The organism is Paraburkholderia lebeckiae (assembly GCF_014201005.1).
Taxonomy (GTDB): Bacteria; Pseudomonadota; Gammaproteobacteria; order Burkholderiales; family Burkholderiaceae; genus Paraburkholderia; species Paraburkholderia tuberum.
On the sequence record NZ_JACHDK010000010.1, the window covers coordinates 73768 to 96139 of the forward strand.

A 22372-nucleotide genomic window follows, 5' to 3' on the forward strand; every position below is an offset into this window, starting at 1 on the left:
GGCATGGCAAACATGGCTAATACGATCGATGCAGCCGGCGTGCCGGGTGCAAGCGCTAACGCTGACTCCGACGCCGCGGCGCTCACGCATCCCGCCAATGTGGCGGTCCGCAATCTGACGATTCGCCTCGGTTCGAACACGGTGATCGAGAACCTCGATCTCGACGTGCTCGCCGGCGAGTTCGTCGTGCTGCTGGGGCCGTCGGGTTGCGGCAAGTCCACGCTGCTGCACAGCATCGCGGGATTGATCGATGTCAGCGACGGCAGCATCGAGATCGCCGGCGAGGACATGACGTGGGCCGACCCGAAGGATCGCCGCATCGCGCTGGTGTTCCAGTCGTACGCGCTGTATCCGACCATGAGCGTCGAGCGCAACCTGTCGTTCGCGCTGCGCATCAACGGCACGCCGAAGGCGGAAATCGCGCGGCGTGTCGCCCGCGCGTCGGCGATGCTGCAACTGGGGCCGCTGCTCAAGCGCAAGCCGTCGCAGTTGTCGGGCGGACAGCGGCAGCGCGTTGCGATCGGCCGCGCGATCGTGCGCGAGGCCGACGTGTTCCTGTTCGACGAGCCGCTGTCGAACCTCGACGCGAAGCTGCGCACCGAACTGCGCCGCGAACTGAAGCAGCTGCATCACAGCCTGGGCGCGACGATGATCTACGTGACGCACGATCAGGTCGAGGCGATGACGCTCGCGACGCGCATGGCCGTGATGCGCGGCGGCGTGATCCAGCAGTTCGGCACGCCGGCCGAGGTCTATGCGCGGCCGAACAATCTGTTCGTGGCGACCTTCCTCGGCTCGCCGGCCATGAATCTGCTGAAGGGCGCGCTCGAGACGCGCGACGGCGCGCTCCACTTTTGCACTGGGCAGGTGCGGATCGACGTGTCGGCGTACGCGTTCAAGGGGGCGCCCGCGCAGGGCGTGCCCTGCGTACTCGGCGTACGCGCCGAAGACGTGCATATCACGGAAGACGCCAGCCAGCGCGCGAAAGTTTCGCTAATGGAGCCGATGGGCAACCACCGCGTGATCTGGCTCGACTATCATGGCGAACAGATCGCGTCGATCGATCAGACAAAAGCGCCGATTGCGGAGGATGACACCGTGGCGTTCTCGTTCGACGCCGCGCATGTCTCGCTATTCGACGAAGCGAGCGGCGCGCGCTTATAACGCCGCGGCGCGTCACGCGCGAAGCGGCTCGTCGAGACAGGCTTGATGGAGAACCGCGTGGCAACACTCAAGGACGTCGCGGAACTGGCCGGCGTGGGCATGTCGACCGCCTCACGAGCCATTTCCGGCAAGGGACCGATTTCTGCCGATGCCGCGGCGCGCGTGAAGGCGGCGATCGAGGCGCTGAATTTCCGCCCGTCGTCGATCGGCCGGGCGATGGCGACGCGGCAGCTCGGCATCATCGGCATCTTCGTGCCGACTTTCTTTGGTTCCTACTACGGCACGATCCTGAAGCAGACCGACACCGAGCTGCGCGCGGTGGGGCGCCATGTCGTGGTCGCGACCGGTTGCGGCGAGGTGTCGCCGCGCGAGCAGGCGATCGAGGCAGTGCGCTTTTTGATCGGCCGCGATTGCGATGGCGTGGTCGTGATCAGCCACGATTTGCACGACGAAGACCTGATCATGCTGCATGGCATGCATCCGAAGATGGTGTTCCTGAATCGCGCGTTCGAGCAGTTGCCCGAGGCGTCGTTCAGCGCGGATCATCGGCGCGGCGGCGAACTCGCGGCGCGCACGCTGCTCGATCACGGGCATCGCGACATCGCGGTGGTTTCCGGGCCCGCTACCGCGTCGGACAACGTGATGCGGATCGACGGCTTTTTCGCCGAGCTCGCGCGAGCCGGCATTGCGCGCGACGACGTCACGCTGATCGAATCCGACTTTTCGCCCGAAGGCGGCTACGCGGCCGCGCAGAAGCTGCTCGAGACGCAGCGGCGCGTAACCGGCCTGTTCTGCGCGAACGACACGATGGCGGTCAGCGTGCTCGCGCGCTTTCACCAGGCGGGCATTTCGGTGCCGCACGACATCTCCGTGATCAGCTACGACGACGACTACTCGGCCGCCTACGCGGCGCCCGGACTCACGTCGGTGCATATTCCAACCGCGGAACTTACGCAAAATGCGGTGCGCTGGCTCATCAACCAGTGTTACGGCACCACCTGGGAGATCGTGCGCGAGTTTCCGCTCAGCGTGACGATGCGCGAATCGGTCGGGCCAGCGCCGATGCCGAAGAAAAATAGGCGCGACGCCAAGCGGTAGAAGGGTTTGCCTAATCGTGGCGGTGTGGTGCCTGGCGCGCGGACACGCGCCGTGGCGGCTGTCGTATGCGGGCGGTGTGCAGACCTGCGAACGAACCAGGGGCGCGGCTGCCAACAATGCGCGGCGGGGTTTTCCTTGAAGTCCAACGGATATTTCCGCGCGGTTTTTCACGCGCGGCAGGTGCGCTTATTCGCGTTTTTCACTTACGTATCGACGATCTTTTTCAGGCTCTCGTAATCCTCCGCAATAGTGCTTTGCGGTTTTCCCTCATTAAACTTGCTTCAAATTTCTCTACACTTGCTGGTAACAAGTTGTTACGGGGTGAGTGTGATGTTGGCCATCTTTCTGATCGCCTGTCCGATCTGCATTGCTGCGCTGTTCGGTTTTGCGCGCCACGTGGACCCGCACACAGGGCAATTCAAACGGTAGAGCTTCTTCGCGCGTTTTTTTCCGCGGCTGCGCCGTGGAGATTTTCGCTTTGCGATTAACGTCCGTTAGTTTGCTGTGCGCTTGAAAGGAGCAATCGTTTGCGTTCTTTCGGTTTGCTTTCTCGTTTTCGTTTTCGTCAATAGCCCGTTCTCCCTTCCATAAGTCTTGCCTTGGCGCGCCGGTTCGCGGCACGATGCGCGATTACCTTCGTTTCAGGTCAGCATCGCGTATGCAAGATTCTCTGCAAAAAATGGCGGCACGTGCCAGCGTGCTGAAGGGCGTTCTTCCTTTGAGCCGGATTGCGGCGGCGCGCGATGCGCTGGCCGGTGTGCAGCTTGCGTCGATGGATATTCCGCAGGTCCTCGGCTATGCGCGCATTGCCGGCATGCCGGCCGTCACCGGGCTCTACACGGTGTTCCTGCCGCTCGTCGCATTCGCGTTCTTCGGTGCTTCGCGGCATCTGGTCGTCGCCGCCGATTCGGCCACCGCGACGATCTTCGCGAGTCGTCTTTCGACGATGGCGCCCGCGTCGAGCGCCGAGTATGCGGCGCTCGCGGCGATGGTCGCGTTGCTGACGGCCGGGTTGCTCCTCGTCGCGCGCATCTTCAAGCTCGGCTTTCTCGCCGATTTCCTGTCGCGTACGGTGCTGGTCGGCTTTCTTGCGGGCGTCGGTGTGCAGGTCGGCATCGCGATGCTCGGCGACATGCTCGGCGTGCGCGGACATGCGGCGAGCAGCGTGAAACAACTGCTGCTCGTCGTGAGCGACGCCGCGCAGATCAATCGGCCGACACTGGCGATCTCGCTGCTCGTGGTGACCGCGATTCTCGTCTGCAAGCGTTTCTGGCCGCGCCTGCCGGTGCCGTTGGCCGCGGTCGTCGCGGGCATCGCCGCGAGCGATGTGTTCGGATTCGCCGCGCACGGCATCTCCATCCTCGGACCGGTGGAGGGCGGATTGCCGCCGCTGCGGATTCCGTCGGTGACGTGGCAGCAGATGCTCGATCTCGTGCCGGTCGCGGCGTCGTGCTTCGTGATGATCGTCGCGCAAAGCGCCGCGGCGAGCCGGGTGTTCGCCGACCGCTATCACGAGCCGGTCGATACCAACGCGGACCTGCTCGGCATCGCGGCCGCCAACGCGGCGGCGGCGTTTTCCGGCGCGTTCGTCGTCAACGGCAGCCTGACGCAGACCGCGATGGCCGATCGCGCCGGCACGCGCAGCCAGTTCGCGCAGCTCGTGTTCGCGGTGGTCGTGGTGGTCGTGCTGCTGTTTTTCAGCCGCTATCTGCAGTATCTGCCGCACTGCATTCTCGCGAGCATCGTGTTTACGATCGCGGTCGGCCTGATCAATCTGCAGTCGCTCTTTTCGATTCGCCGCGAAAGTCCCGGCGAATTCGCGCTGGCTTTGTTCACGGCGGCGGCGGTCGTGCTGATCGGCGTCGAGCACGGCATTCTGGTCGCCGTCGCGTTGTCGTTGCTGCGTCACGTGCGACACAGCTACCGCCCCCACACGATGATGCTCGCGCCCAACGGCGACGGCATGTGGGTGCCGGTGCCGGCGGTGCCCGGCGTGGAGACCGCGCCGGGGTTGATCGTCTATCGTTTCGGCGCCGATCTGTTCTACGCGAACGATCATTTTTTCGTCGACGATACGCGCCGCCTGATCGATCACGCACCGAATGCCGTGCGCTGGTTCGTCGTCGATGCGAGCGCGATTACGGATGTCGATTATTCGGCGGCGCGCTCGGTGGGCGAGTTGTGCTCGGCACTCAAGCGCAATGGGATCGAGGTGGTCTTTGCGCGGGTGAATCGCTATTTGCGCTCGGATATGGATCGGCATGGAATCACGCCGATCGTCGAGGAGCGCTGTATTTTCGGCACGCTGCATGAGGCGCTGAGCATGGCGGGAGTGGAAAATCCGCATGAGCAGGTTAAGGGGGCGCCATAACGGAGAGTCCTGGCTTCGCACTGAGGCGGCGCGTGCCGTGAACACCGCCTCGGACGGGAAAATTGCTAGCAAACGTTGTCTGCGCCTCATTTGTTGTCGCTTGCCTCGATTATGCTGACCTTCCGCTTCGACTATCAGATATCGATTACAAGAAGATGAATAGCTTCGATTCGTCCATCGAAACATATCTGTCCAGCATACACTTCGGTCATTTCGCGACACAATCGATACAAGCCATCGCCGACCTATACACCTTTAAAGGCCTGGTACTGATTGCCGTGCTTTGGTGGATCTGGTTTCAGCAAGACGGGCGCTCCGAATGGCGGCGCGAAATAGTTCTCGCGACGCTTCTCAGCGGTGTCGTGGCGCTCTTCATTTGCCTTCCGCGGGCCTATCTGGGCTTTCACTATCCGACCGATTTGTTGGTAGGGGGCGCCGTGGGGATAGATCGAACGCTATCCGGGACCTTCTGCAATGCTGGCCTTCATTTTGTGTGTCGAACTCGTCACGCAGTTCGAAGAACTGCGTGCTCTGGCGTGCGGAGTCTTCAAACATCTATGACCCGCGCGGAGCGCCACGGCGCATGCCGATATTCTTGAGGTTCGCCTGGCGCCGCCTTTCAGTGAGCTGCGATTAGCGAGCACGCTCTATTGCCATCTCATGCAATATTCTGTCTAATGAATTCAGAATAAAACGTCCGATTTATTCGGCTCGCTGACTTAGTCGACGGGGTTCACTTCATGTACTCTCTGCTGCCGCTCAAGGCCCGGGTGCGCCGTCACGCGCGAACGCTCGCCGGGTATTTTCCAGCTCCATTTTCACGCGACGAATCAAGCAGTGTCGACATCCTCGGTGTCATGACTCCCAGGCTGCTAAACGGGAACACCGTGCTGAACCTCAACTACGGCGAAGTGGACCACTTCACCGCCAAAACCCGCGCGACGGGCACGTTATTCGTCGCAATTGGCGACGACTTCGTGCGCGTCGCCACTTCGGTCAAAAGGCAAACCGGCGAGCGGGCCGTGGGCACGGTACTCGACCGCTCGCATCCCGGCTATCGGATGCTGCGCGGGGGGCAACCCTACACCGGTTACGCGACGCTATTCGGCAAGCAATATATGACACGGTACGAGCCGATCCGGGACAGTTCTGGCGAGGTAATCGGCGCGCTGTATGTCGGCCTCGACGTCAGTGAGATGTGGAACCTGTCGATCGGAGCCAGAATCGCGCTGCTTACGCTGGCCGCCAATACCGTACTTCTGCTGGGCTATGGTCGGCTGCTGGAGGCAGTGATCCCCCCCGACCGATCGAGCCCGGGAGCGGCGTTGCCCGCCTTCCTGCAAACCAGGGTGATCGGCTTCGGGCTACTCGGCGCGCTGCTGGTCAGCGCGCTGGTCTTCGTGACGACCCGGCGCGGTCTCGGCATGCAACTGCTCGAAGCGAAGGCCGCCGCCGAAAAACTCGCAGCCGGCGATTTGACCGCGCAAGTTCATGTCAGCCGGCGCGACGAACTGGGCCAGTTGATGCAGGCGATGAACGGCATCAGTGTCGGTTTGGCCTCGGTAGTCGGCAACGTCCGACGTGCCTCCGATATGATCGCGCTGGGCGCGCGCGAAATTGCGGCCGGCAACGCGGAGCTTTCGTCTCGCACCGAGGCGCAGGCTGGCTCGCTCGAGGAAACCGCATCGACGATGGAACAATTGACGGCGATGGTCCGCGCCAATGCCGAACGCGCTTCGCACGCCAACCAACACATCGCCTCGGCCTCCGATCTCGCGGTCAAAGGCGGCACCGTGGTGGGCCATGTGGTGACCACCATGTCGTTGATCCGCGGCAGTTCACACAAGATCGTCGACATCATTAGCATGATCGACTCAATTGCCTTTCAGACCAATATCCTGGCTTTGAACGCGGCCGTCGAGGCAGCACGCGCCGGCGACCAGGGACGCGGCTTTGCGGTCGTCGCCGCCGAGGTGCGCAGCCTGGCCCAACGCAGCGCCATGGCCGCCAAGGAAATCAAGGCGCTGATCACCGACTCGGTCGGCAACGTCAATGCAGGCGGCGAACTGGTCGACCAGGCCGGCCGGGACATGAGCGAAATCGTCACGGCTGTCGATAGTGTGGTCACCCTGATGGGTGAGATTACCCACGCGAGCAACGAGCAAAGTACCGGCATCGGCGAAGTCAACCGCGCGATCGGGCAGATGGACGAGATGACCCAGCAGAACGTTGCCCTGGTGGAGCAGGTGGCAGCCGCGGCAGCCAGCATGCAAGAGCAGGCGTCCACATTGGAAGATGCCGTGCAGGTATTTCGGCTGGTAGGCGGCGGGCAAACTGACATTCGCCCCATACGATGAGCGCTGCGCCCGAGTTGCAAGCAGGCGTTTCTCGCACTTTCCTGCACTAGAATGGGTTATTGCCGACGTCGTAGACGTATCTGGTCAGCCCGATGTGCGGGATTCTCATTGGAGGAATGCCATGCCGACTTACCGGTACAGGTGTGAGAAGTGCGGTGAGATGTTCGAACATGCCGAGCATCTTGCTGAACATGAAAACGCTCACCCGGCCTGCCCGAAGTGCGGAAGCGAGAAGGTTCTGCACATACCCACGCCATTTGTGGCGAAAACCTCCAGAAAGAGCTGAAACCTGTCTGACCGGGCGACGGAAAAATCCGGCCATTTGCGGCGGTTGCCCCATGCTTTCGCGCGGACATTCGTGCGTCGGTTCAGCCCTGCCGGCGGATCTGCGCTCGTCGATCCTCCCGTCGCCTTGTGGGATGCCGTATGCCGGTTGCCGACTGTGCGGTGCAGTCGAGTCCGGTAACCACATTTCTGTAGGCAATCCATCCGGACAGATGGGCGGAATTGAAAAGGCATAGCTCGAGGAATTCGAATTGAAGAACGCGCTAATTCCGCCAACTTGCGCGAGAGCTTCATTGCGACATACCAATTTTCGATTCAAACCCATTTTGTGAGGTCGAGATGAAGATCGGATTCGGTAGAGCATTCAAATCGCTAGACGTTGATCACCTGCTGTATGCGGACATCTGGAACCTGTTAGCAAGCACCAAACCGACCGCAAGCAAACCACACGGGGAGGGCACGTTCGCCGTTCCCTACCAACCCCTTGGAATTGGAGACTGGTATTGGTTAAGCCAACAGCCGGTGGGTGAAGAAGCCGTTTTTATCAAGGTGGCAGACCGGCTAATTGCGAAGTGGGGCGGGGCGGCAAAAGGTTTAAAGAGCTACACGTCGGACGTGACTGAAGTTCCGCCCGAACTCTTCGAAGGCGAAGTCGCCATGGCGACTTCGCACGTGGTAGCCGCAGGCGAGTCGGCTGACAAGGCGCGCGGATTCGACCCGAAGGCGCAGACGGTCTACACCCGCAAGGCACGGCGGGTCGCGAAGGTTTATTCGACAGCGGCCACCAAAGCGCGGCAACTCCTGTGGGGGCAAACGAGCGGCGACGACGACGCGGTCGAATTGGCCAACACGATCGCGGGACTGCTGATCAGCGAGGGAGGCGCCGACCGTGATAAGTCGGGAGGAGGCGTTTTCATGGCGACCTTCATGCTGCTCGACTTGATTGAGAAGCAAATATGCTACGGGCTAAGCGGCCAGTACTATACCTGGGCGTCGATGTTGATGCATGCCGGCGCGTCAGACGCGCAACCCGCTCCGGACGACATTCCAGGACGGAGCGCGAAACCAGGCCTCAAGCGTAAGATGGCAAAGCATCCGATGGCCGGTTTCGGAACGGTCAATATGGGGAAGTCGATAGCCCAGAATAACGCCAATGAAGCGCGGAATCGCGTCATTTCAATTGCGACTGCGTGGTTAGCTAATTACCTGGCCGAACACGACACAGAAAGCGACTATAAGTACGTGTTTATCAGGAGCCTGAAACGGGATGTCACACCAAAAACGCCGACTCGTTTGAAATCCTATGCACATCTGCGAGACGTGAGCCGACTTGCGCTCCAGACTCGGGCCGTTTCAACCTCGTGCCTGCTCACGGGCAGCAAGACGAAGGAGATTGGGTATCTCGATGGGAGCGTGCAAATCTGGAAATAGACAGTGCGTGCTGCCAGATTGACGGCGCTCTTCGCTGGTATTGCGGTTATCGGACTCGCATTGACGGCACGCACCGGTAGATTCAAGGCGTAGGCTGGCGTAAGAATGGATCATGCGCAGCGCGTTGAGCGTATTCTATGAAGCTTCGTGCCGAATTCGTCGGCAGGCGGTGAGGGTCCCATGGATACGACAGAGCGGATCATCAAGTGGCGCGATCAGCGGCATGTAGACGGTGTCGGCAGCGAACCGCGCAATCCGCTGCCCGCGGTGTGCGACGTATCGGTGACGAACGTCTGCAACGCCGCATGCGACTTCTGCGGGTTCTCTCGCGAGAAAAATCTGGCGGGGCCACGTCGCTATCTCGACCCTGATGAGTTCGCGCGCGCACTGCCGATCCTGCGCAGACGCCGGATTCGTTACATGACGCTGCAGGGAGGCGAGCCGCTGGTTCATCCCGAGATCGCATCGCTCGTGGCTTCGGCCACCAAGGCCGGCATGCAGTGCGGCGTGATCACGAACGGCTGGTTTCTTCCCCGCTACATCAAGCCACTGGCGGCGGCCGGACTCAGGCGTCTGCTGATTTCCATCGATAGCGCGGACATGCGCGAGCATGAGCGCAATCGCGGTCTGCGCGGTCTCGAGGCCCGCATCCGCGACGGCATCATTCAGGCCCATAGCTTCGGCATCGAGGTCTGCGCATCGATTACGGTGAGCCGACTGGTCCGTTACGAGTTGCTTCCCGAGACGCTCAACCGCCTTGGCTTCGATGCCGTCGTTTTTTCCTATCCACGGCGCGAGGCGTTTGGATCTACATCGCTTGTTTACGACGAAGAATCGAAACTCGTCGACCTGAACGCGGAAGAACTACTCGAAGCGTTGAGCGCAATCGCGCGCCTCAAGAAGCATTTCCGTGTCATGGACCCGAGCGCTGCGCTGGCCGAGGTCGCGCGTTTCGTGCGCGGCGAACAGCAACTGGTTCCATGCATCGGTGGCAGCAAGTACTTTTATATCGACTGGAACCTCGATGTTTGGCGTTGCGAGGCGTGGCCTGAGCCGATGGGCTCCGTCTTCGACCTCGACCGCCTGCCCGATCAACGGCAACCCTGCAATGACTGCATGATGGGGTGCTACCGGCATGCCAGCATTCTGATGCACGGTGCCGTCGCCGTGACCGACTCGGTGTACGCGCTGGGCAAGGGGCAGCTTCGGGCTGCTGTCGGCTTGTTGTTCCAGCGCGGCGTTGCGTATTCGCTGTGGGCGCTTTCAGTGGAAGAATTACCTCGAGCGGCGCTCATCTCGTTCGCAGGACGGACTGGCCAACGCCGTTCCACGCCGCAAACTGAATGAGCTCGATTTCCGCGACTGAGGTCCCTGGGGGAGACGGCTCGCCCATTCGAACGCCCGTCCGCGTTACTCGACGGGCGCAACCGCGCCTCCCGACAAGGACTTGATGAGGGCTTTAGATGATTGCGGGCAAGCCGCTTTCACCGCCGAACCCATCGGCTGTGCTCGGCATCGGAAGCGAGAAAACCGTCACTGGACCGATTCCATTGCCTAAGATCAAGCTACGCGCTCCGTGCGGAAAGCACCGCGGCTCGCGAACGGCTTTATGGTCGCGCTCCCCTTTTTTCGCGCGACTTTTCCACAAGGAGGTCACGATGAAATCAGAGGACAAGGGCGACGTGCGCGCTTTCGTGCAAACGGCCGAGCAGGGTGGCGAGCATGTCTGGGTGATCACGCTGGTCGACTTCGCGGCCCGTGAGGTCAAACGCTCGCTCGTTTCGGACGAGACGTATGCGACCTCCGCCGCTGCCAGAGATGCCGGCGAGGCTCATTTGAAGGCTCTGGAGCAAGACCGCTAGGTCCGCGCACTGCCGCCTTGTTTTCGCGCGTGGACGTACTAACGTACTAACGTTGGACTATAAGTACACGGGCGGTAAAGGGGCGGAAGAGGGCAAAGTTCATGGCCAGTACGCAAGGAACCACCGGATCGCCGTTTGCGGCGTCCGTCGAAGCGGGCAGCTATCGCGTCACGCGACCACAAAGCGCAAGCGATGTGATCGGCCTGCTGCAAGAGCGCGATATTCAGATCGTCGATCTGAAATTCACCGACTTGCCCGGACTCTGGCAGCATTTTTCGATCACGCTTCCCGAAGTTCACGACGACCTGTTCAGCGCCGGCATCGGTTTCGATGGTTCATCGATCCGCGGCTTTCAGGAGATCCACGAGTCCGACATGCTGCTGCGGCCTGACCCGGCAACGGCCTTCGTCGACCCGGCTTGCGGCACGCCGACGCTGTCGATCATTTGCGACGTCGTCGATCCCGTGCTGCGGCAGCCGTATTCGCGCGATCCGCGCTACGTGGCGAAAAAGGCGGAGAACTATCTGCGCCAGACGGGCATCGCGACGACGTGTTATTTCGGGCCAGAGCTCGAATTCTTCATCTTCGACTCCATCCGCTTCGGCCAGGATCAGCACTGCGGCTACTACTACGTCGAGTCGGGCGAGGGCGACTGGACCACCGGTCGCGACGAAGGCGCATACGGCGGTGGCAACCTCGGCTACAAGCAGCGCTACAAGGAGGGCTATTTTCCGGTGCCGCCTCATGACACGCTGCAGGAGATCCGCTCGGAAATTGCGCTGACGCTCCAGCAGGCGGGCGTACAGATCGAAGTGCATCACCACGAAGTTGCGACCGCGGGACAGAACGAGATCGACATGCGCTTTGCGACGCTGACCCGCATGGCCGACAACGTGATGATCTACAAGTACGTCTGCAAGAACGTCGCGCGTCGGCACGGCAAAGTCGCAACCTTCATGCCGAAGCCGCTGTTCGCCGACAATGCGAGCGGCATGCATTGTCACCAGAGCCTGTGGAAAGACGAACAGAACCTCTTTTACGACGCGGGCGGCTGGGCGCTGACTTCGGACATGTGCCGCTGGTACATCGGCGGATTGCTCCAGCACGCACCCGCGCTGATGGCCTTCTGCGCGCCGACGACGAATTCATACAAACGCCTGGTACCCGGATATGAGGCGCCCGTCAATCTGGCGATGTCGCAGCGCAACCGTTCGGCCGCGGCGCGCATTCCGATGTATTCGGATTCGCCGAACGCGCGGCGCGTCGAATTTCGCTGTCCGGACCCGTCGGCCAATGCATATCTTGCTTTCGCCGCGATGCTGATGGCCGGCCTCGACGGCATTGAAAACAAGACCGATCCCGGCGAGCCGCTCGACCGCAACATCTACGATCTGCCGCCCGAAGAAGCGCGCAATATACGGCAGGTGCCGGGCTCCCTCGACGCGGCGCTGGCGGCGCTCGAAACCGATAACACGTTCCTGCGCAAAGGCGATGTCTTTACCGACGACGTGATCCAGACCTGGATCGACTACAAGCGCAGCCGCGAGATCGACACCATCAAATTGCGTCCGCATCCATGGGAGTTTTATCTGTACTTCGATATCTAGAAGAACAACGCAGGCGGTGACTCGGTCTTGGTGCGAGAGCGCCGCAACGACGAGGCAGCTAACGCATAGGAAGAGCCAAATTGCTTCCGCGCCTCGCGGCGCGTAGGCACGACGCTACACCGCTACGAATAAAAGAGGAGGCACGATGCAGCCGACACAGCAAGCCGACAGATTCATAGCATTTATCCCGCTGCTCCTCATGAGTTTAGCGTTCGGGATCTTGGGTTATTTCCTCGCGAAAGATAAGGGACGGCCTCTTTTGCGCTGGACGACCCTATGCGCAATCCCCGGTCTAAATGTTTATTGTCTCGTGTATCTCATCGGGTGTACAAACCTTCGCATCGAGGCCAAACTCGACGCGATCCTAAAAGGACAAGGCCAAAAGGCGGATTAGCTTTGGTTGCAGATTCCCCGCCTGAATGGCGTTGCCAGTCAGGCGGACGTCACGCCTACAAGACGTGGATTTTATCCTTTTTGTTAATAGTTGAGGTTAATAATGCTGCTCGACAGGCTGGGATTTATAAAATCAACATAGACGATGTTCGGTCGGGGGTACGCCTGCTGTCGCACCTCATCTAACGCCCCCTGGAGCGCCGGGTTGGCAAACACTGTCGCCAGAGTCTCAATGGACCTGCCGCGCAAGATGTCATCAACCTGCTGGGTCAATGTCCACGACAACAGAAACAAATAGTCTTTCCCCAATCCACCATAGTTTCGAAGTCTTGATAATTGATCCGATCGCATAGTCTGCACATTATTGGAATTTGAGTAGCGATCGTATACTTTCAGGTTGGCACTAATCGTTGGATAAGACGGGTCATAGTCAAGATAACTAAAAATCCCTTGCTGCGGATTGATGTGCGCAAAGTATTCGTAATCAAATACCGCTATGATCTTCCCCCTCATCGAGTCAAGGTCCACTCTGGAAAGATTAACGCCATTATTATCTGATTTATACAGATAATCCGTGTAACTTGATGTGAGTAAATTTACAACCCTTTCGACAATATCCCTCTGTGAATGGCCGCTATCCGACCGCGTGTGGGAAAATTTCAGGATCAATGTCTCAGTCGGATTCGCAGACAGGAAAGATACGGCATTGTTGAGGACATCATTCAGACGTTGCCCGCTGCAACCAACGCCGGCGCCAGTTCTATGATATGTCCACAACTCATCATGATCGTAATCAACCCTGATATCGAAATATCTGGAACCTGCCAAAGCCTGATTCAATATGTTCCGGTTTTGCGTTCGTGTGTTCCATGCGGCGGCTCCGACTGTGCAATGATTAACTTCCGACATTCCAGCATCGTGACTGCCTGGCAGCGCAATCTGATTTAAATATTGAAAACTTGAAGGCAGTTTCCCCATCCAGTCGTTCGTACTGCGGCTAACGATAGCACCGCGTAGGAAAAACGCAGAGACGCCGGAGTTTCCTAGAAAAAGATAATACGGATCCCGGGATCCATTTTCGCAATTTACAACAAGCACCTTGTTATTTACATGAAAATAATTCAACCCGTCATTAAAATCGTTTTTTGTATTGCTATACAGCCACCAGTCGTTATTTGCTCCGTTGTGGCCTTGTGCTAGAGCGATATTCCTGCAGGTTAGCTGACCAGTGTAAGATGGCGACGTTACATTCAGTACGAGGTCACCAGCGACAGCAAAATTAAGATCGGCCGGATTGCTCCCTAGTGGAAAACCTTTGCTTTTTAGCCAGGTTACCGGGGTAGTACTGCCCTTTCTTCCGGCCCTGACCACCAGCGTCTGATCATTTTTTAGATAAACCCCGCTGTACGGCTGTCCCGCAGTTATGCTGTACTCCACGTTTATTAAACCACCTAATTTTATCGTCTGCCCGGAAACGGGACTTGAATAGGAAGAAAAAGTTACTTCGTTCTCGTGCTCGGTAACCGCTTCTGAGCGCATTGACGCGATCAAGGAAAGCAAAAAAAACGTGGCATGAAATAACCATGTCGTTCTTGAATTTTTCATAAATTTACCTCGGAATGAAATGACGATCGGTTGCGAGAACATCAACTCTGCCGAAAGCGGTAACGGCGGCATTAACTACGCCGGTGCACGTAAAAACGGGAGAATGCCGTACACCAGCAATGGTGAAAGGGTGTGGCTTGTGCCGATGCGCCATAGTCTTCGGTCACAATGCAAAGTGAAAGTATGCACATCGTTAGGTCTGCTGACTCCAATTCCGACTCCGGACACACATGGCGACCGTTCCAATCGTAGAGCGGGAAAATGGAAATAACATGAAATCAACGATTTTTGTGTTGCTCAGGAGTCCGTCAGCGACTGTCTGCCCAGGCGCTGGTTCGTATTGCACACCACTAGCGTATGAACGAGTGCCCAGTCCGCGTACTCACAGAAGTCGATCATCACGGTTCCGCACGGTCCATCGTGACTGGTGAGGCGCTCGGCCAGCATGTCGTTGATACCGCGCCGCTGGTTGTCCCCACAGGCCACCACCCGTGGGTTGGCGCCCATCCCGGTGCCGCTGCAGAAATTGATGACCCAGCGCCCAATACTGCTTCGTCCAGTGTGACTGAGTAGTGCTTCGATCACGCCATACTTATAGTCAATTGATGCCCGTACCGGGACACGGTATTCGTCCTGGATGGTAAAGGCAGCACCTGGCAGGTTTAACTCGAACGTGTCGTTCTCGGGCCATGCGGACAGATCAATTCCCAAGCGGGACTCGCTGGCGAAGCGCCGCAAAAGAACAATTGAGCCACGCACTTCGCGCAGACACGGAATCGTGTCGCCCAGATACCAGCGTAACCTCGCATGGTGCGCGACGTACGACCTGAACGTCTGTTCAAAACTGCGTGTGCAGTCCTGGGAACCACATTCGTCCTTCACAGACATGATGATGCATTCGCCGGGATGCTGTGCCACAAACGCAGCGCAGGCGGCGATCACATCCTCGAACATCAGGCCAAGCGCAATGCGCGCGTGATTGATGTGAAAAACGTCTCCCTGATGCCGACAGCGAATATCGAGTACCCGCACGCCATGCACCAGTTGCTCGGCCAGTGTTGCGCCCTGCGTTTTGGCGAGCGGATCCTCGATCGTGTATGCACAACTGTCGTGGCTGCCCGGCAAAGTCATGTGGTTCAGCGCGAGATCATCGGAAAGGTTCGACATCCAGCAAGCCGTCGAAGCTTCGGTAAGGTAAGTGTTCATCGGGGGTGATGGGTTATATTGCGGGGGTACTGGACTCGACCCCGGCATGAATCGCACTGAAGCGGGTACGCACATGCCGCGTGCAGACGGCCCGTTTTCTGGTTGTACAGTGGCGTTGCACTGCGCGCTCCGCTGAAATTGTTTTCTTCCGTTATATGTTGCCCGATGCGCACCTCGCGTCCTCTTGATCATGCAAGCTGCAATAAGCCAGCCTTGTTTGCATTTACCCGCTAAGACATGTCGCAGAAACAAACACCGTGGGTCACCGCCGCCGAAGTTGCACAGCACGCCGGTGTGTCGCGTTCTGCCGTATCGCGCGCCTTTTCGCCGACCGCTAGCATCGCACCGGAAACACGCGAGCGCGTGATGCGGGCAGCCCGTGCCCTCGGCTATCAGGTCAACCTGATAGCGCGAGAAATGATCATGCAGCGCAGCAGCATGGTCGGCGTGGTCACGGCCGGCTTCGAAAATCCCTTCCGGACGAAACTGCTCGCGCAGATCATCTCCGGGCTGAGCCGGCATGCCTTGACGCCGCTCGTGCTGAACGCTGAAGATCCGCGCCAGATCAGCCAGTCGCTCGAGATGCTGCTGAGCTATCGCATCGCGGGCATCGTGATGACTTCGGCGTCGCCGCCGGTCAGCCTCGCACGTCAGTATCTTGACCACCGCATCCCGGTGACAATGATTAACCGCGCCGTGAACCTGCCTGGCGCCGACATGGTCTTGAGCGACAACGAGGCCGGCGCCTCTTCCGCGGTTCTCATGCTGGCGAACGCGGGAGCCAGGCGTCTCGTCTTCGTCGGGCCAACAAAGACGAGCTTCAGCGCAAAGGCGCGCTCGGAAGGCTTTACGCGCGCCGTGGAAACACTTGTCACGGGAGGGACGTTGCATGCCACAACGCACACAAGCAGGTCCGATACCTACGAATCCGGAGTCGCCGCCGCACATGCAATATTCCGTGGCAAGCCGCGCCCCGATGGCGTGTTTTGCTCGTCGGACCTGCTCGCGCTTGGACTGATCGATACGGTACGGCATCGTTATGGCCTGCGCGTGCCCGGTGATCTGTTCGTGATCGGTTTCGATGATATCCCTGCCTCCGGTTACGAAAATTATCAGCTGACAACGATCCGGCAGGACACGACGGGCCTGGCCAATGCGGCAATCGCGATGCTGATCGAACGGATCAACGCATTTTCAGGCGAATCACGTACGCGCGTCGTGCCAGTGGAGGTACTCGTGCGCAGGAGCTGTACGTAGCCAGTGTCGTGCCACCGGGTGGACGTCAACCCACACGGTGGCCTGTACCGGCGTCGAAGAAGTGCAGCCGCTCGGGCGGCAGTAGTACATCGATCGCGTCGCCCGGCACGACGCACTGCTGATATGGCAGACGCACGATCAGTTCCTGCCCACCCCACGCGCCAAACACCAGATTGTCCGCGCCGAGCATCTCGCACAGTTTCACCGGTAGCCGTGTCGTGCAGCCGCCTTCGACGCCGCCTGCCAGAATGTGTTCGGGGCGAATGCCCAACACGTAGGGGTGCCCTGGCACAAGCAAGCGGTGCACGGGAGTATTGGCTACGCAGATATTCCCATTGGCCACGCCGTCGACTTTGAAGGTGCGGCCGTCCGCCGCGAGCTGCCCCTTGAGTAGGTTCATCGCTGGGACGCCCATGAAGCCCGCCACGAAAACAGTCTGCGGCCTGTCATATATCTGCGCTGGCGTGCCGATCTGCTCGATCCGCCCCTGGTTGAGTACGACAATGCGCTGAGCAAGCGTCATCGCCTCAACCTGGTCGTGCGTGACATACAGCGTTGTCGTGCCAAGGCGTGCATGGAGGCTGCGCATCTCCACACGCATCTGCGATCGCAGGCGCGCGTCCAGGTTCGAAAGCGGCTCGTCGAACAGGAAAAGCTGCGGCTCGCGCACAATCGCCCGTCCCATCGCGACACGCTGGCGCTGCCCTCCGGAGAGCTCGCCCGGCTTGCGCTCGAGCAGCGCGTCCAGTGACAGCATGCGCGCAGTCTCGTGGATGCGCCGGTGGATCAAATCCTGGGGCGTGCCGCGCATCTTCATGCCGAACGCGATGTTTTCCGCCACGCTCATGTGCGGATAGAGCGCGTAATTCTGGAACACCATCGCCACGTCACGCATCTGTGAAGGCACGTCGTTGACGACACGCGAACCGATCAGGATCTGCCCCGTCGTCACGGACTCGAGTCCTGCAGTCATCCTGAGCAGCGTCGACTTCCCGCAGCCCGATGGCCCGACCAGGACGACGAATTCGCCGTCGGCCACGTCGAGATCAATCTCATGTAGCACCTGATGCGCAGACTGTCTGGTTTTGCCAACCGAACGAAATGCAAGTGTGGACATCTGTTCTATCTCCGGACTGGAACTTGAACGCCGGCCGACGGGGTATCACAAAGGTGCACGGCGAATGCGCAGGACCCGGCAGCCGGAATCATCAGAAGCGGTGCAGGATGCCTGCGCCCACCACGACCTGGCTGCCCGAGGACGACGGCGTGCCGTTAAAGCCGTCTCCCACGGTGGCCGTCGCATTGATGATCTGCACGCCGTCGGAGCCGAGAGTCTGACCGTTCGCACGCGTATATGCCTGGCCCGAGTAGAGGCCAGTGCGCTTCGAGAGGCTGTAGAACTGCGTGAGCGAAATCTGCTGATACCGGGCCGCATGGTGAATGCCGTTCGCCTGGGTCGCCCGCGTGTAGCTGTAGCCGCCAGCAAGATCCAGCGCCGCCCCCGGCTTCCAGTGCAGCACGAGACCCGCTGTATTGAAGATCGCCTTCTGCTGGAACGACGAACCCACACCTGGCACATACTGGACGTTCGAGTACGACATCGAGACGTCCCACCCGGGGAAGAAACTGTAGCCGCCCGTCACCGCGATACGTTGTTGCGCCTGCGCGGTCGCGTAGCCATTGTTGAGCGCGGAGAGACCCGGCTGACCGCCCGAATTCGCGGTGGAACCCGCACCCCAGGCACCGCCTCCCGGCGTGGCGTTATTGACACGCTGCACGCCTGCAGCCAGGCCAAACGGACCGTTCAGGTACTGCGCTGCCGCGCTCCAGGTCGAGCCGCTATTGAACGCGCCAGCGACCCCGCCCAGCGCATATGACACGCCGAACGTGAAACCCTTGATTCCCGGAGACGTATAGACTACCGAATTGTTCGCGCGGAAAGTGGTGTCGAGCGAATTGATGTCACCCGGGTGGGCGCCAAAAAAGCCGGTGAGGTACTTCGTCGGGCTATACGGTGAGAGCAGCAGGTAATACGACGTGTACTGGCGGCCGAAGGTAAGCGAGCCATAGTTCTCATTTGCCAGACCAGCGAACGCCTGGCGTGTGAAGATACCTCCTGCGAATTGCGCCTGGCCGTTTTGACTGTTGAAGCCCGACTCGAGCTGGAAGATCGCCGTTGTGCCACCGCCAAGATCCTCTGCCCCTTTCAAACCAAAGCGGCTTCCAGCCCACGCACCGTTTGTCATCGTTACGGCGGAACGGCCGCCCGTGGTCGCCCCTCTCGACGTGCTGCTGCTCTGGTATGCAATACCATTGTCCACCGCGCCAAAGAGGGTAACACTCGTCTGGGAGTGAGACATCGACGTTACCGCCAGCCCCGCAAATGCGAGAACTACCTTGATGCCGTCTTTCATTTTGGCGTCCTGATTTAAGTTTCTACTTCTACAAGCTAAAAAAGCAACTCACCTGGCTCCCGCGCCACCGCCATCACCGTGTCGGCGACTTCCGCTTTATCCAGTGCTCACTTCAACCCGCCCGTGAAGCCACGCAGCAGGTATCGCTGGACATAGCCGGCGAGCATCAGCGTCGGTAGCGATGCGATCAGCCCGGCGCTCATCAACTCACCCCAGTCAATACCGTTCTCAGTCACGTATGCCGCGATGGCAAGGGGTAGCGTGAAGCGGCTCGGGGACGAAACGAACAGCAACGCAAGCAGGAATTCGTTCCACGCGGTGATAAACACGAAGATGCCCGTAGCAATCAATCCCGGCGCGCAAAGCGGCAGCACAATGAACACGATGCGCTGCGCGAGACTGGCTCCATCAAGGCCTGCCGCCTCTTCGCACTCCAGGGGCACATCGCGCACAAACGGCAACAGCATCCAGATCGCCATCGGCAGGGTGTAGACCTGATAAACGAGCATCAGCCCGAACTGCGAATCAAGCAGATGCAGCCACTTCGCCAGCGAGAAGAGCGGCACGGCAACCGTGATCGGTGGCATCAGCTTGAGCGCAAGCACGAGGACCAGGAATAGCAGGTCCAGACGCACCGGAAAGCGCAGCCGGACGAGTGCATACGCGGCCGGGAATGCGAGCGAGAGCGAGAGTAGCGTCGCTCCAAGCCCGACAAGTACCGAATTGAGCAACTGTCTGTCGATGCCGCTCTGCCATACTGTCACCAAGTGGGTTAGCGTTGGGGCGGAAGGCAACAGCGCGAGTGGATGATCAAGGCGCTCGATGGTCGGCATGAACGCCGCGCTGATCATCCACACGCAGGGCAACAGCAGGACCGCGAGTGCGCCAAGCCGGAGTATCCCGAGCATAAGCGAGCCTCGCGCAACCGGCGCCAATGGGAAACCGCGCAACGCTCGCATCACGTACCCCGTTTCACGGCTGATTTCCATATGTACCCCGAGACAAGAACGGCGCACGTGGCAAGCATCAACACGGCAGCCGCGCTGGCCGGTCCGACGTTGAAGAAGCGAAAACCCGTGTCGTAGATGTAGGTCGAAAGTGTCTGGGTCGCGTTTCCCGGGCCACCACCCGTCAACGCGTAAACCTTGTCGAACAGCTTGAAGGTATCGATCGAGCGCAGCAGCAGCGCGAGCATGATGTGCGGCGCGATGAGCGGCAGCGTGATGTGCCACAGGCATTGCCACTCACTTGCTCCGTCGGTGCGGGCCGCTTCGGCGAGCTCGCGCGGAAGCGACTGCAAGCCGGCGAGAATCACAAGAAATGCCATGGGAGTCCACTGCCACACGTCGACGAGAATCAGCGACCAGAGCGCGAGGTGCGGACTGGACAGCCAGGGCACGGGCGGCAGATCCAGTGCCGCCAACAACGCGTTGAGAAAGCCGCTGTAGTTGAGCCAGTTGCGCCAGATGGCCGAGCACACAAGCGTGGAGAGCATCATTGGCAGGATGGCAAGCGGCAACGCGATCTTGCGGCCCGGAAACGCGTGCGCGAACAGGAGCGCGAGGCCAAGCCCGAGCAGGACTTCGGCGATCGATGCGACGATCGTGAACTCCAGCGTGTTCAGGAAGCTCGCGCCGAACCCGGCATCCGCAGCAACCGCGCGATAGTTCGCGAAACCGATGAGCGTCCGGTGGCCGGAGGCGTAATCGATGTCGTAGAACGAGTCAATCACGACCCGCGCCACCGGGTACAGCGCGAGCACGCTGAGCACCACCATAGCCGGACTCACCAGGACGATCAGCGGCAAGTGCCGACGCAGTATGCACATGAGCGAACCTGAAGCGTTCAGTTGCATGTTGATCATCCGGACACAGGCAGCACGAGTGCAATCTTCTGCGCAGCCTGCCGCAGTGCGACATCTGGCGCAACCTGTCCCGTCAGCGCGAGCTGGAGCGAATCGCCTAGGATCGCCTCGATCTGTTGCCAGCCCTTCACCCGCGGCCGCGCGCGGCCCGCTTCGAGCGCCTTGAGCTGATCCGGATACCAGCGGTACTGCCTGACAAGTGCCGGGTTGGCGAAGACACTCTTACGCGTCGGCGGAATGCCGAGCGTTGCCAGCTGCGCCTGCGTAGCTGGCGAAGTCAGATACGCAAGAAAATCTGCTGCGCGGTTCGCATGCGGCGCATCGTTCGGAATCCCCATTTGCCAGATACCGAGCATGGGGGCCGGACCTTTCACCTGCCCCGGCGGAGATTGCAATGCAATCTGGCCGACCACGCGCGATTTCGACGGGTCATCCAGCGCAGGAATCCATGCGGGCCAGACTTCGATGGCCTGTGCAGCTACGCCCCTCTGCAAGGCATCGCGCACTTCGGCTGCTCCGTATACGTCGACATCCTTGGGCGCGGCCGCCTTCAGCGCGATCAGCATCCTCAGTGCTGCCAGCGCCTGCGGCGAGTCGATCGTCACCTTGCCGCCAGCGTCGACCACATCGCCACCGTACGCCCACAGGATCGGCAGATAGCCCGTTACGACCGGGTTGCCCTTCGTGCCACGGAACACGACACCCGAGACGCCTTTGTCTGCGCCGGTGGTGCGCGCAATCTTCAGTACATCGTCCCAACTGTGTGGTGGTTGCAGGCCCCTGCTCGCGAGCAGGTCCTTGCGATACGCGAACATTTCGACATTTCCGACGATCGGCAATGCATACAACCCACCCGACGGGGCACGGCCAAGCGCAACCGTTGATTGAACCATGTCCGCGTCGGCAAGCGCTTCGGACAGCGGCTTCAGCCAACCGTTGGCGATGAACTCGGGCGTCCACGTGTCGTCCATCATCACGAGGTCGTAGGCGCCCGTGCGCTCCCGCATGGAGAGCTTCAACTTCTGGTACAGATTATTGTTAGGTAACTTCAGCAGTTCGATATCGGTATCCGGATGCAGCTTCCTGTAGCCGGCGACCGCCTGCGCAAGACCCTGCCCGTAGATGTCGCCGCGCCCCGCGATCACGAGGTCCGCCGCATCGGCAGCCAACGCCACAACGGACAGTGCTACTGCCACCGAAAACGCGCGCCAACAGGTAAGCACCTTCATTTGCTCTCTCAGGTAAGTGATGACTCTGGACAGACCGGCTACCAGGGCCCATCCGAATGGTTGAAATTTACGGGGTCCCTGACAACAGGTCACTGCTTCCCCGCTTCAGTTCGAGACCGGCGCCATCCCGATGGCATCGAGCGGCAGAACACGTCCAGCATTGCCCCTGCCCGCCTGGTTCCAACGAACATGCGGCCACGCTGTTGCACACGTGTGCAATGAACTGCAA

At 60.0% G+C, this 22372-nt stretch carries 17 protein-coding genes and 1 pseudogene; 11 read left to right on the forward strand and 7 right to left on the reverse strand.

The annotated features are described in order from the left end of the window. Positions 1–3 precede the first annotated feature (3 nt). From HDG39_RS20400 to glnA, 10 genes and pseudogenes are all read left to right on the forward strand, one after another. Entirely contained in the window at positions 4–1164 is a 1161-nt protein-coding gene (locus HDG39_RS20400; RefSeq protein ID WP_260328106.1) for an ABC transporter ATP-binding protein, read from the forward strand. A 45-nt stretch (positions 1165–1209) separates the two neighbouring features. Continuing rightward, positions 1210–2262, forward strand: a complete 1053-nt coding sequence (locus tag HDG39_RS20405) for a LacI family DNA-binding transcriptional regulator (RefSeq protein WP_184008079.1) — start codon at positions 1210–1212, stop codon at positions 2260–2262. 658 nt (positions 2263–2920) lie between these two features. Further along, entirely contained in the window at positions 2921–4633 is a 1713-nt protein-coding gene (locus HDG39_RS20410; protein ID WP_184008081.1) for a SulP family inorganic anion transporter, read from the forward strand. A 155-nt stretch (positions 4634–4788) separates the two neighbouring features. Next, positions 4789–5194 (forward strand): annotated as a pseudogene (locus tag HDG39_RS35175) (phosphatase PAP2 family protein). 179 nt (positions 5195–5373) lie between these two features. Continuing rightward, positions 5374–6990: a methyl-accepting chemotaxis protein gene (locus HDG39_RS20420; RefSeq protein WP_184008083.1), complete on the forward strand. Its 1617-nt coding sequence runs from the start codon at positions 5374–5376 to the stop codon at positions 6988–6990. A gap of 160 nt (positions 6991–7150) precedes the next feature. After that, complete coding sequence (locus tag HDG39_RS20425) at positions 7151–7276, forward strand: zinc ribbon domain-containing protein (RefSeq protein WP_409339020.1); 126 nt, start codon at positions 7151–7153, stop codon at positions 7274–7276. A gap of 338 nt (positions 7277–7614) precedes the next feature. After that, positions 7615–8706: a hypothetical protein gene (locus tag HDG39_RS20430; RefSeq protein ID WP_184008085.1), complete on the forward strand. Its 1092-nt coding sequence runs from the start codon at positions 7615–7617 to the stop codon at positions 8704–8706. A 180-nt stretch (positions 8707–8886) separates the two neighbouring features. Then, complete coding sequence (locus HDG39_RS20435) at positions 8887–10053, forward strand: radical SAM protein (RefSeq protein WP_184008087.1); 1167 nt, start codon at positions 8887–8889, stop codon at positions 10051–10053. 311 nt (positions 10054–10364) lie between these two features. Next, positions 10365–10568, forward strand: coding sequence for a hypothetical protein (locus tag HDG39_RS20440; RefSeq protein WP_018424860.1), 204 nt, complete (start codon positions 10365–10367; stop codon positions 10566–10568). Positions 10569–10669: 101 nt separating this feature from the next. Continuing rightward, the gene (gene glnA, locus HDG39_RS20445) at positions 10670–12175 is read left to right on the forward strand and encodes a type I glutamate--ammonia ligase (protein ID WP_184008089.1); all 1506 of its coding nucleotides are present in this window, start codon (positions 10670–10672) and stop codon (positions 12173–12175) included. Between the two features lie 477 nt (positions 12176–12652). On the opposite strand, the gene HDG39_RS20450 is transcribed toward glnA, so the two are convergent. Together HDG39_RS20450 and HDG39_RS20455 are read right to left on the reverse strand one after the other, a co-directional pair. Further along, positions 12653–14245: a phosphatidylinositol-specific phospholipase C domain-containing protein gene (locus HDG39_RS20450; RefSeq protein WP_184008091.1), complete on the reverse strand. Its 1593-nt coding sequence runs from the start codon at positions 14243–14245 to the stop codon at positions 12653–12655. Positions 14246–14470: 225 nt separating this feature from the next. After that, positions 14471–15340, reverse strand: coding sequence for a phosphatidylinositol-specific phospholipase C (locus tag HDG39_RS20455; protein WP_260328108.1), 870 nt, complete (start codon positions 15338–15340; stop codon positions 14471–14473). Positions 15341–15616: 276 nt separating this feature from the next. On the opposite strand from HDG39_RS20455, the gene HDG39_RS20460 reads away from it, so the two are divergent. After that, complete coding sequence (locus HDG39_RS20460; protein ID WP_184008095.1) at positions 15617–16636, forward strand: LacI family DNA-binding transcriptional regulator; 1020 nt, start codon at positions 15617–15619, stop codon at positions 16634–16636. 25 nt (positions 16637–16661) lie between these two features. Here the strand turns inward: HDG39_RS20460 and ugpC are convergent, their stop codons facing one another. From ugpC to HDG39_RS20485, 5 genes are all read right to left on the reverse strand, one after another. Continuing rightward, the gene (ugpC, locus tag HDG39_RS20465; RefSeq protein WP_184008097.1) at positions 16662–17753 is read right to left on the reverse strand and encodes a sn-glycerol-3-phosphate ABC transporter ATP-binding protein UgpC; all 1092 of its coding nucleotides are present in this window, start codon (positions 17751–17753) and stop codon (positions 16662–16664) included. A gap of 91 nt (positions 17754–17844) precedes the next feature. Next, positions 17845–19050, reverse strand: a complete 1206-nt coding sequence (locus tag HDG39_RS20470; RefSeq protein WP_184008099.1) for a porin — start codon at positions 19048–19050, stop codon at positions 17845–17847. A 107-nt stretch (positions 19051–19157) separates the two neighbouring features. Further along, the gene (locus HDG39_RS20475) at positions 19158–19958 is read right to left on the reverse strand and encodes a carbohydrate ABC transporter permease (protein ID WP_260328132.1); all 801 of its coding nucleotides are present in this window, start codon (positions 19956–19958) and stop codon (positions 19158–19160) included. Between the two features lie 50 nt (positions 19959–20008). Further along, positions 20009–20878, reverse strand: a complete 870-nt coding sequence (locus HDG39_RS20480) for a carbohydrate ABC transporter permease (protein ID WP_184008101.1) — start codon at positions 20876–20878, stop codon at positions 20009–20011. A 32-nt stretch (positions 20879–20910) separates the two neighbouring features. Then, on the reverse strand, positions 20911–22143 hold the full coding sequence (locus HDG39_RS20485; RefSeq protein ID WP_184008103.1) for an ABC transporter substrate-binding protein: 1233 nt from the start codon (positions 22141–22143) through the stop codon (positions 20911–20913). Positions 22144–22372: the final 229 nt, after the last annotated feature.

Excerpts from the sequence above, each read along its gene's own strand:
- HDG39_RS20400 (WP_260328106.1), top strand. The coding sequence starts at position 4 with ATGGCAAACATGGCTAATACGATCGATGCAGCCGGCGTGCCGGGTGCA.
- HDG39_RS20405 (WP_184008079.1), top strand. The coding sequence starts at position 1,210 with ATGGAGAACCGCGTGGCAACACTCAAGGACGTCGCGGAACTGGCCGGC.
- HDG39_RS20410 (WP_184008081.1), top strand. The coding sequence starts at position 2,921 with ATGCAAGATTCTCTGCAAAAAATGGCGGCACGTGCCAGCGTGCTGAAG.
- HDG39_RS20420 (WP_184008083.1), top strand. The coding sequence starts at position 5,374 with ATGTACTCTCTGCTGCCGCTCAAGGCCCGGGTGCGCCGTCACGCGCGA.
- HDG39_RS20425 (WP_409339020.1), top strand. The coding sequence starts at position 7,151 with ATGTTCGAACATGCCGAGCATCTTGCTGAACATGAAAACGCTCACCCG.
- HDG39_RS20430 (WP_184008085.1), top strand. The coding sequence starts at position 7,615 with ATGAAGATCGGATTCGGTAGAGCATTCAAATCGCTAGACGTTGATCAC.
- HDG39_RS20435 (WP_184008087.1), top strand. The coding sequence starts at position 8,887 with ATGGATACGACAGAGCGGATCATCAAGTGGCGCGATCAGCGGCATGTA.
- HDG39_RS20440 (WP_018424860.1), top strand. The coding sequence starts at position 10,365 with ATGAAATCAGAGGACAAGGGCGACGTGCGCGCTTTCGTGCAAACGGCC.
- glnA (WP_184008089.1), top strand. The coding sequence starts at position 10,670 with ATGGCCAGTACGCAAGGAACCACCGGATCGCCGTTTGCGGCGTCCGTC.
- HDG39_RS20450 (WP_184008091.1), bottom strand. The coding sequence starts at position 14,245 with ATGCCGCCGTTACCGCTTTCGGCAGAGTTGATGTTCTCGCAACCGATC.
- HDG39_RS20455 (WP_260328108.1), bottom strand. The coding sequence starts at position 15,340 with ATGTCGAACCTTTCCGATGATCTCGCGCTGAACCACATGACTTTGCCG.
- HDG39_RS20460 (WP_184008095.1), top strand. The coding sequence starts at position 15,617 with ATGTCGCAGAAACAAACACCGTGGGTCACCGCCGCCGAAGTTGCACAG.
- ugpC (WP_184008097.1), bottom strand. The coding sequence starts at position 17,753 with ATGTCCACACTTGCATTTCGTTCGGTTGGCAAAACCAGACAGTCTGCG.
- HDG39_RS20470 (WP_184008099.1), bottom strand. The coding sequence starts at position 19,050 with ATGAAAGACGGCATCAAGGTAGTTCTCGCATTTGCGGGGCTGGCGGTA.
- HDG39_RS20475 (WP_260328132.1), bottom strand. The coding sequence starts at position 19,958 with ATGCTCGGGATACTCCGGCTTGGCGCACTCGCGGTCCTGCTGTTGCCC.
- HDG39_RS20480 (WP_184008101.1), bottom strand. The coding sequence starts at position 20,878 with ATGTGCATACTGCGTCGGCACTTGCCGCTGATCGTCCTGGTGAGTCCG.
- HDG39_RS20485 (WP_184008103.1), bottom strand. The coding sequence starts at position 22,143 with ATGAAGGTGCTTACCTGTTGGCGCGCGTTTTCGGTGGCAGTAGCACTG.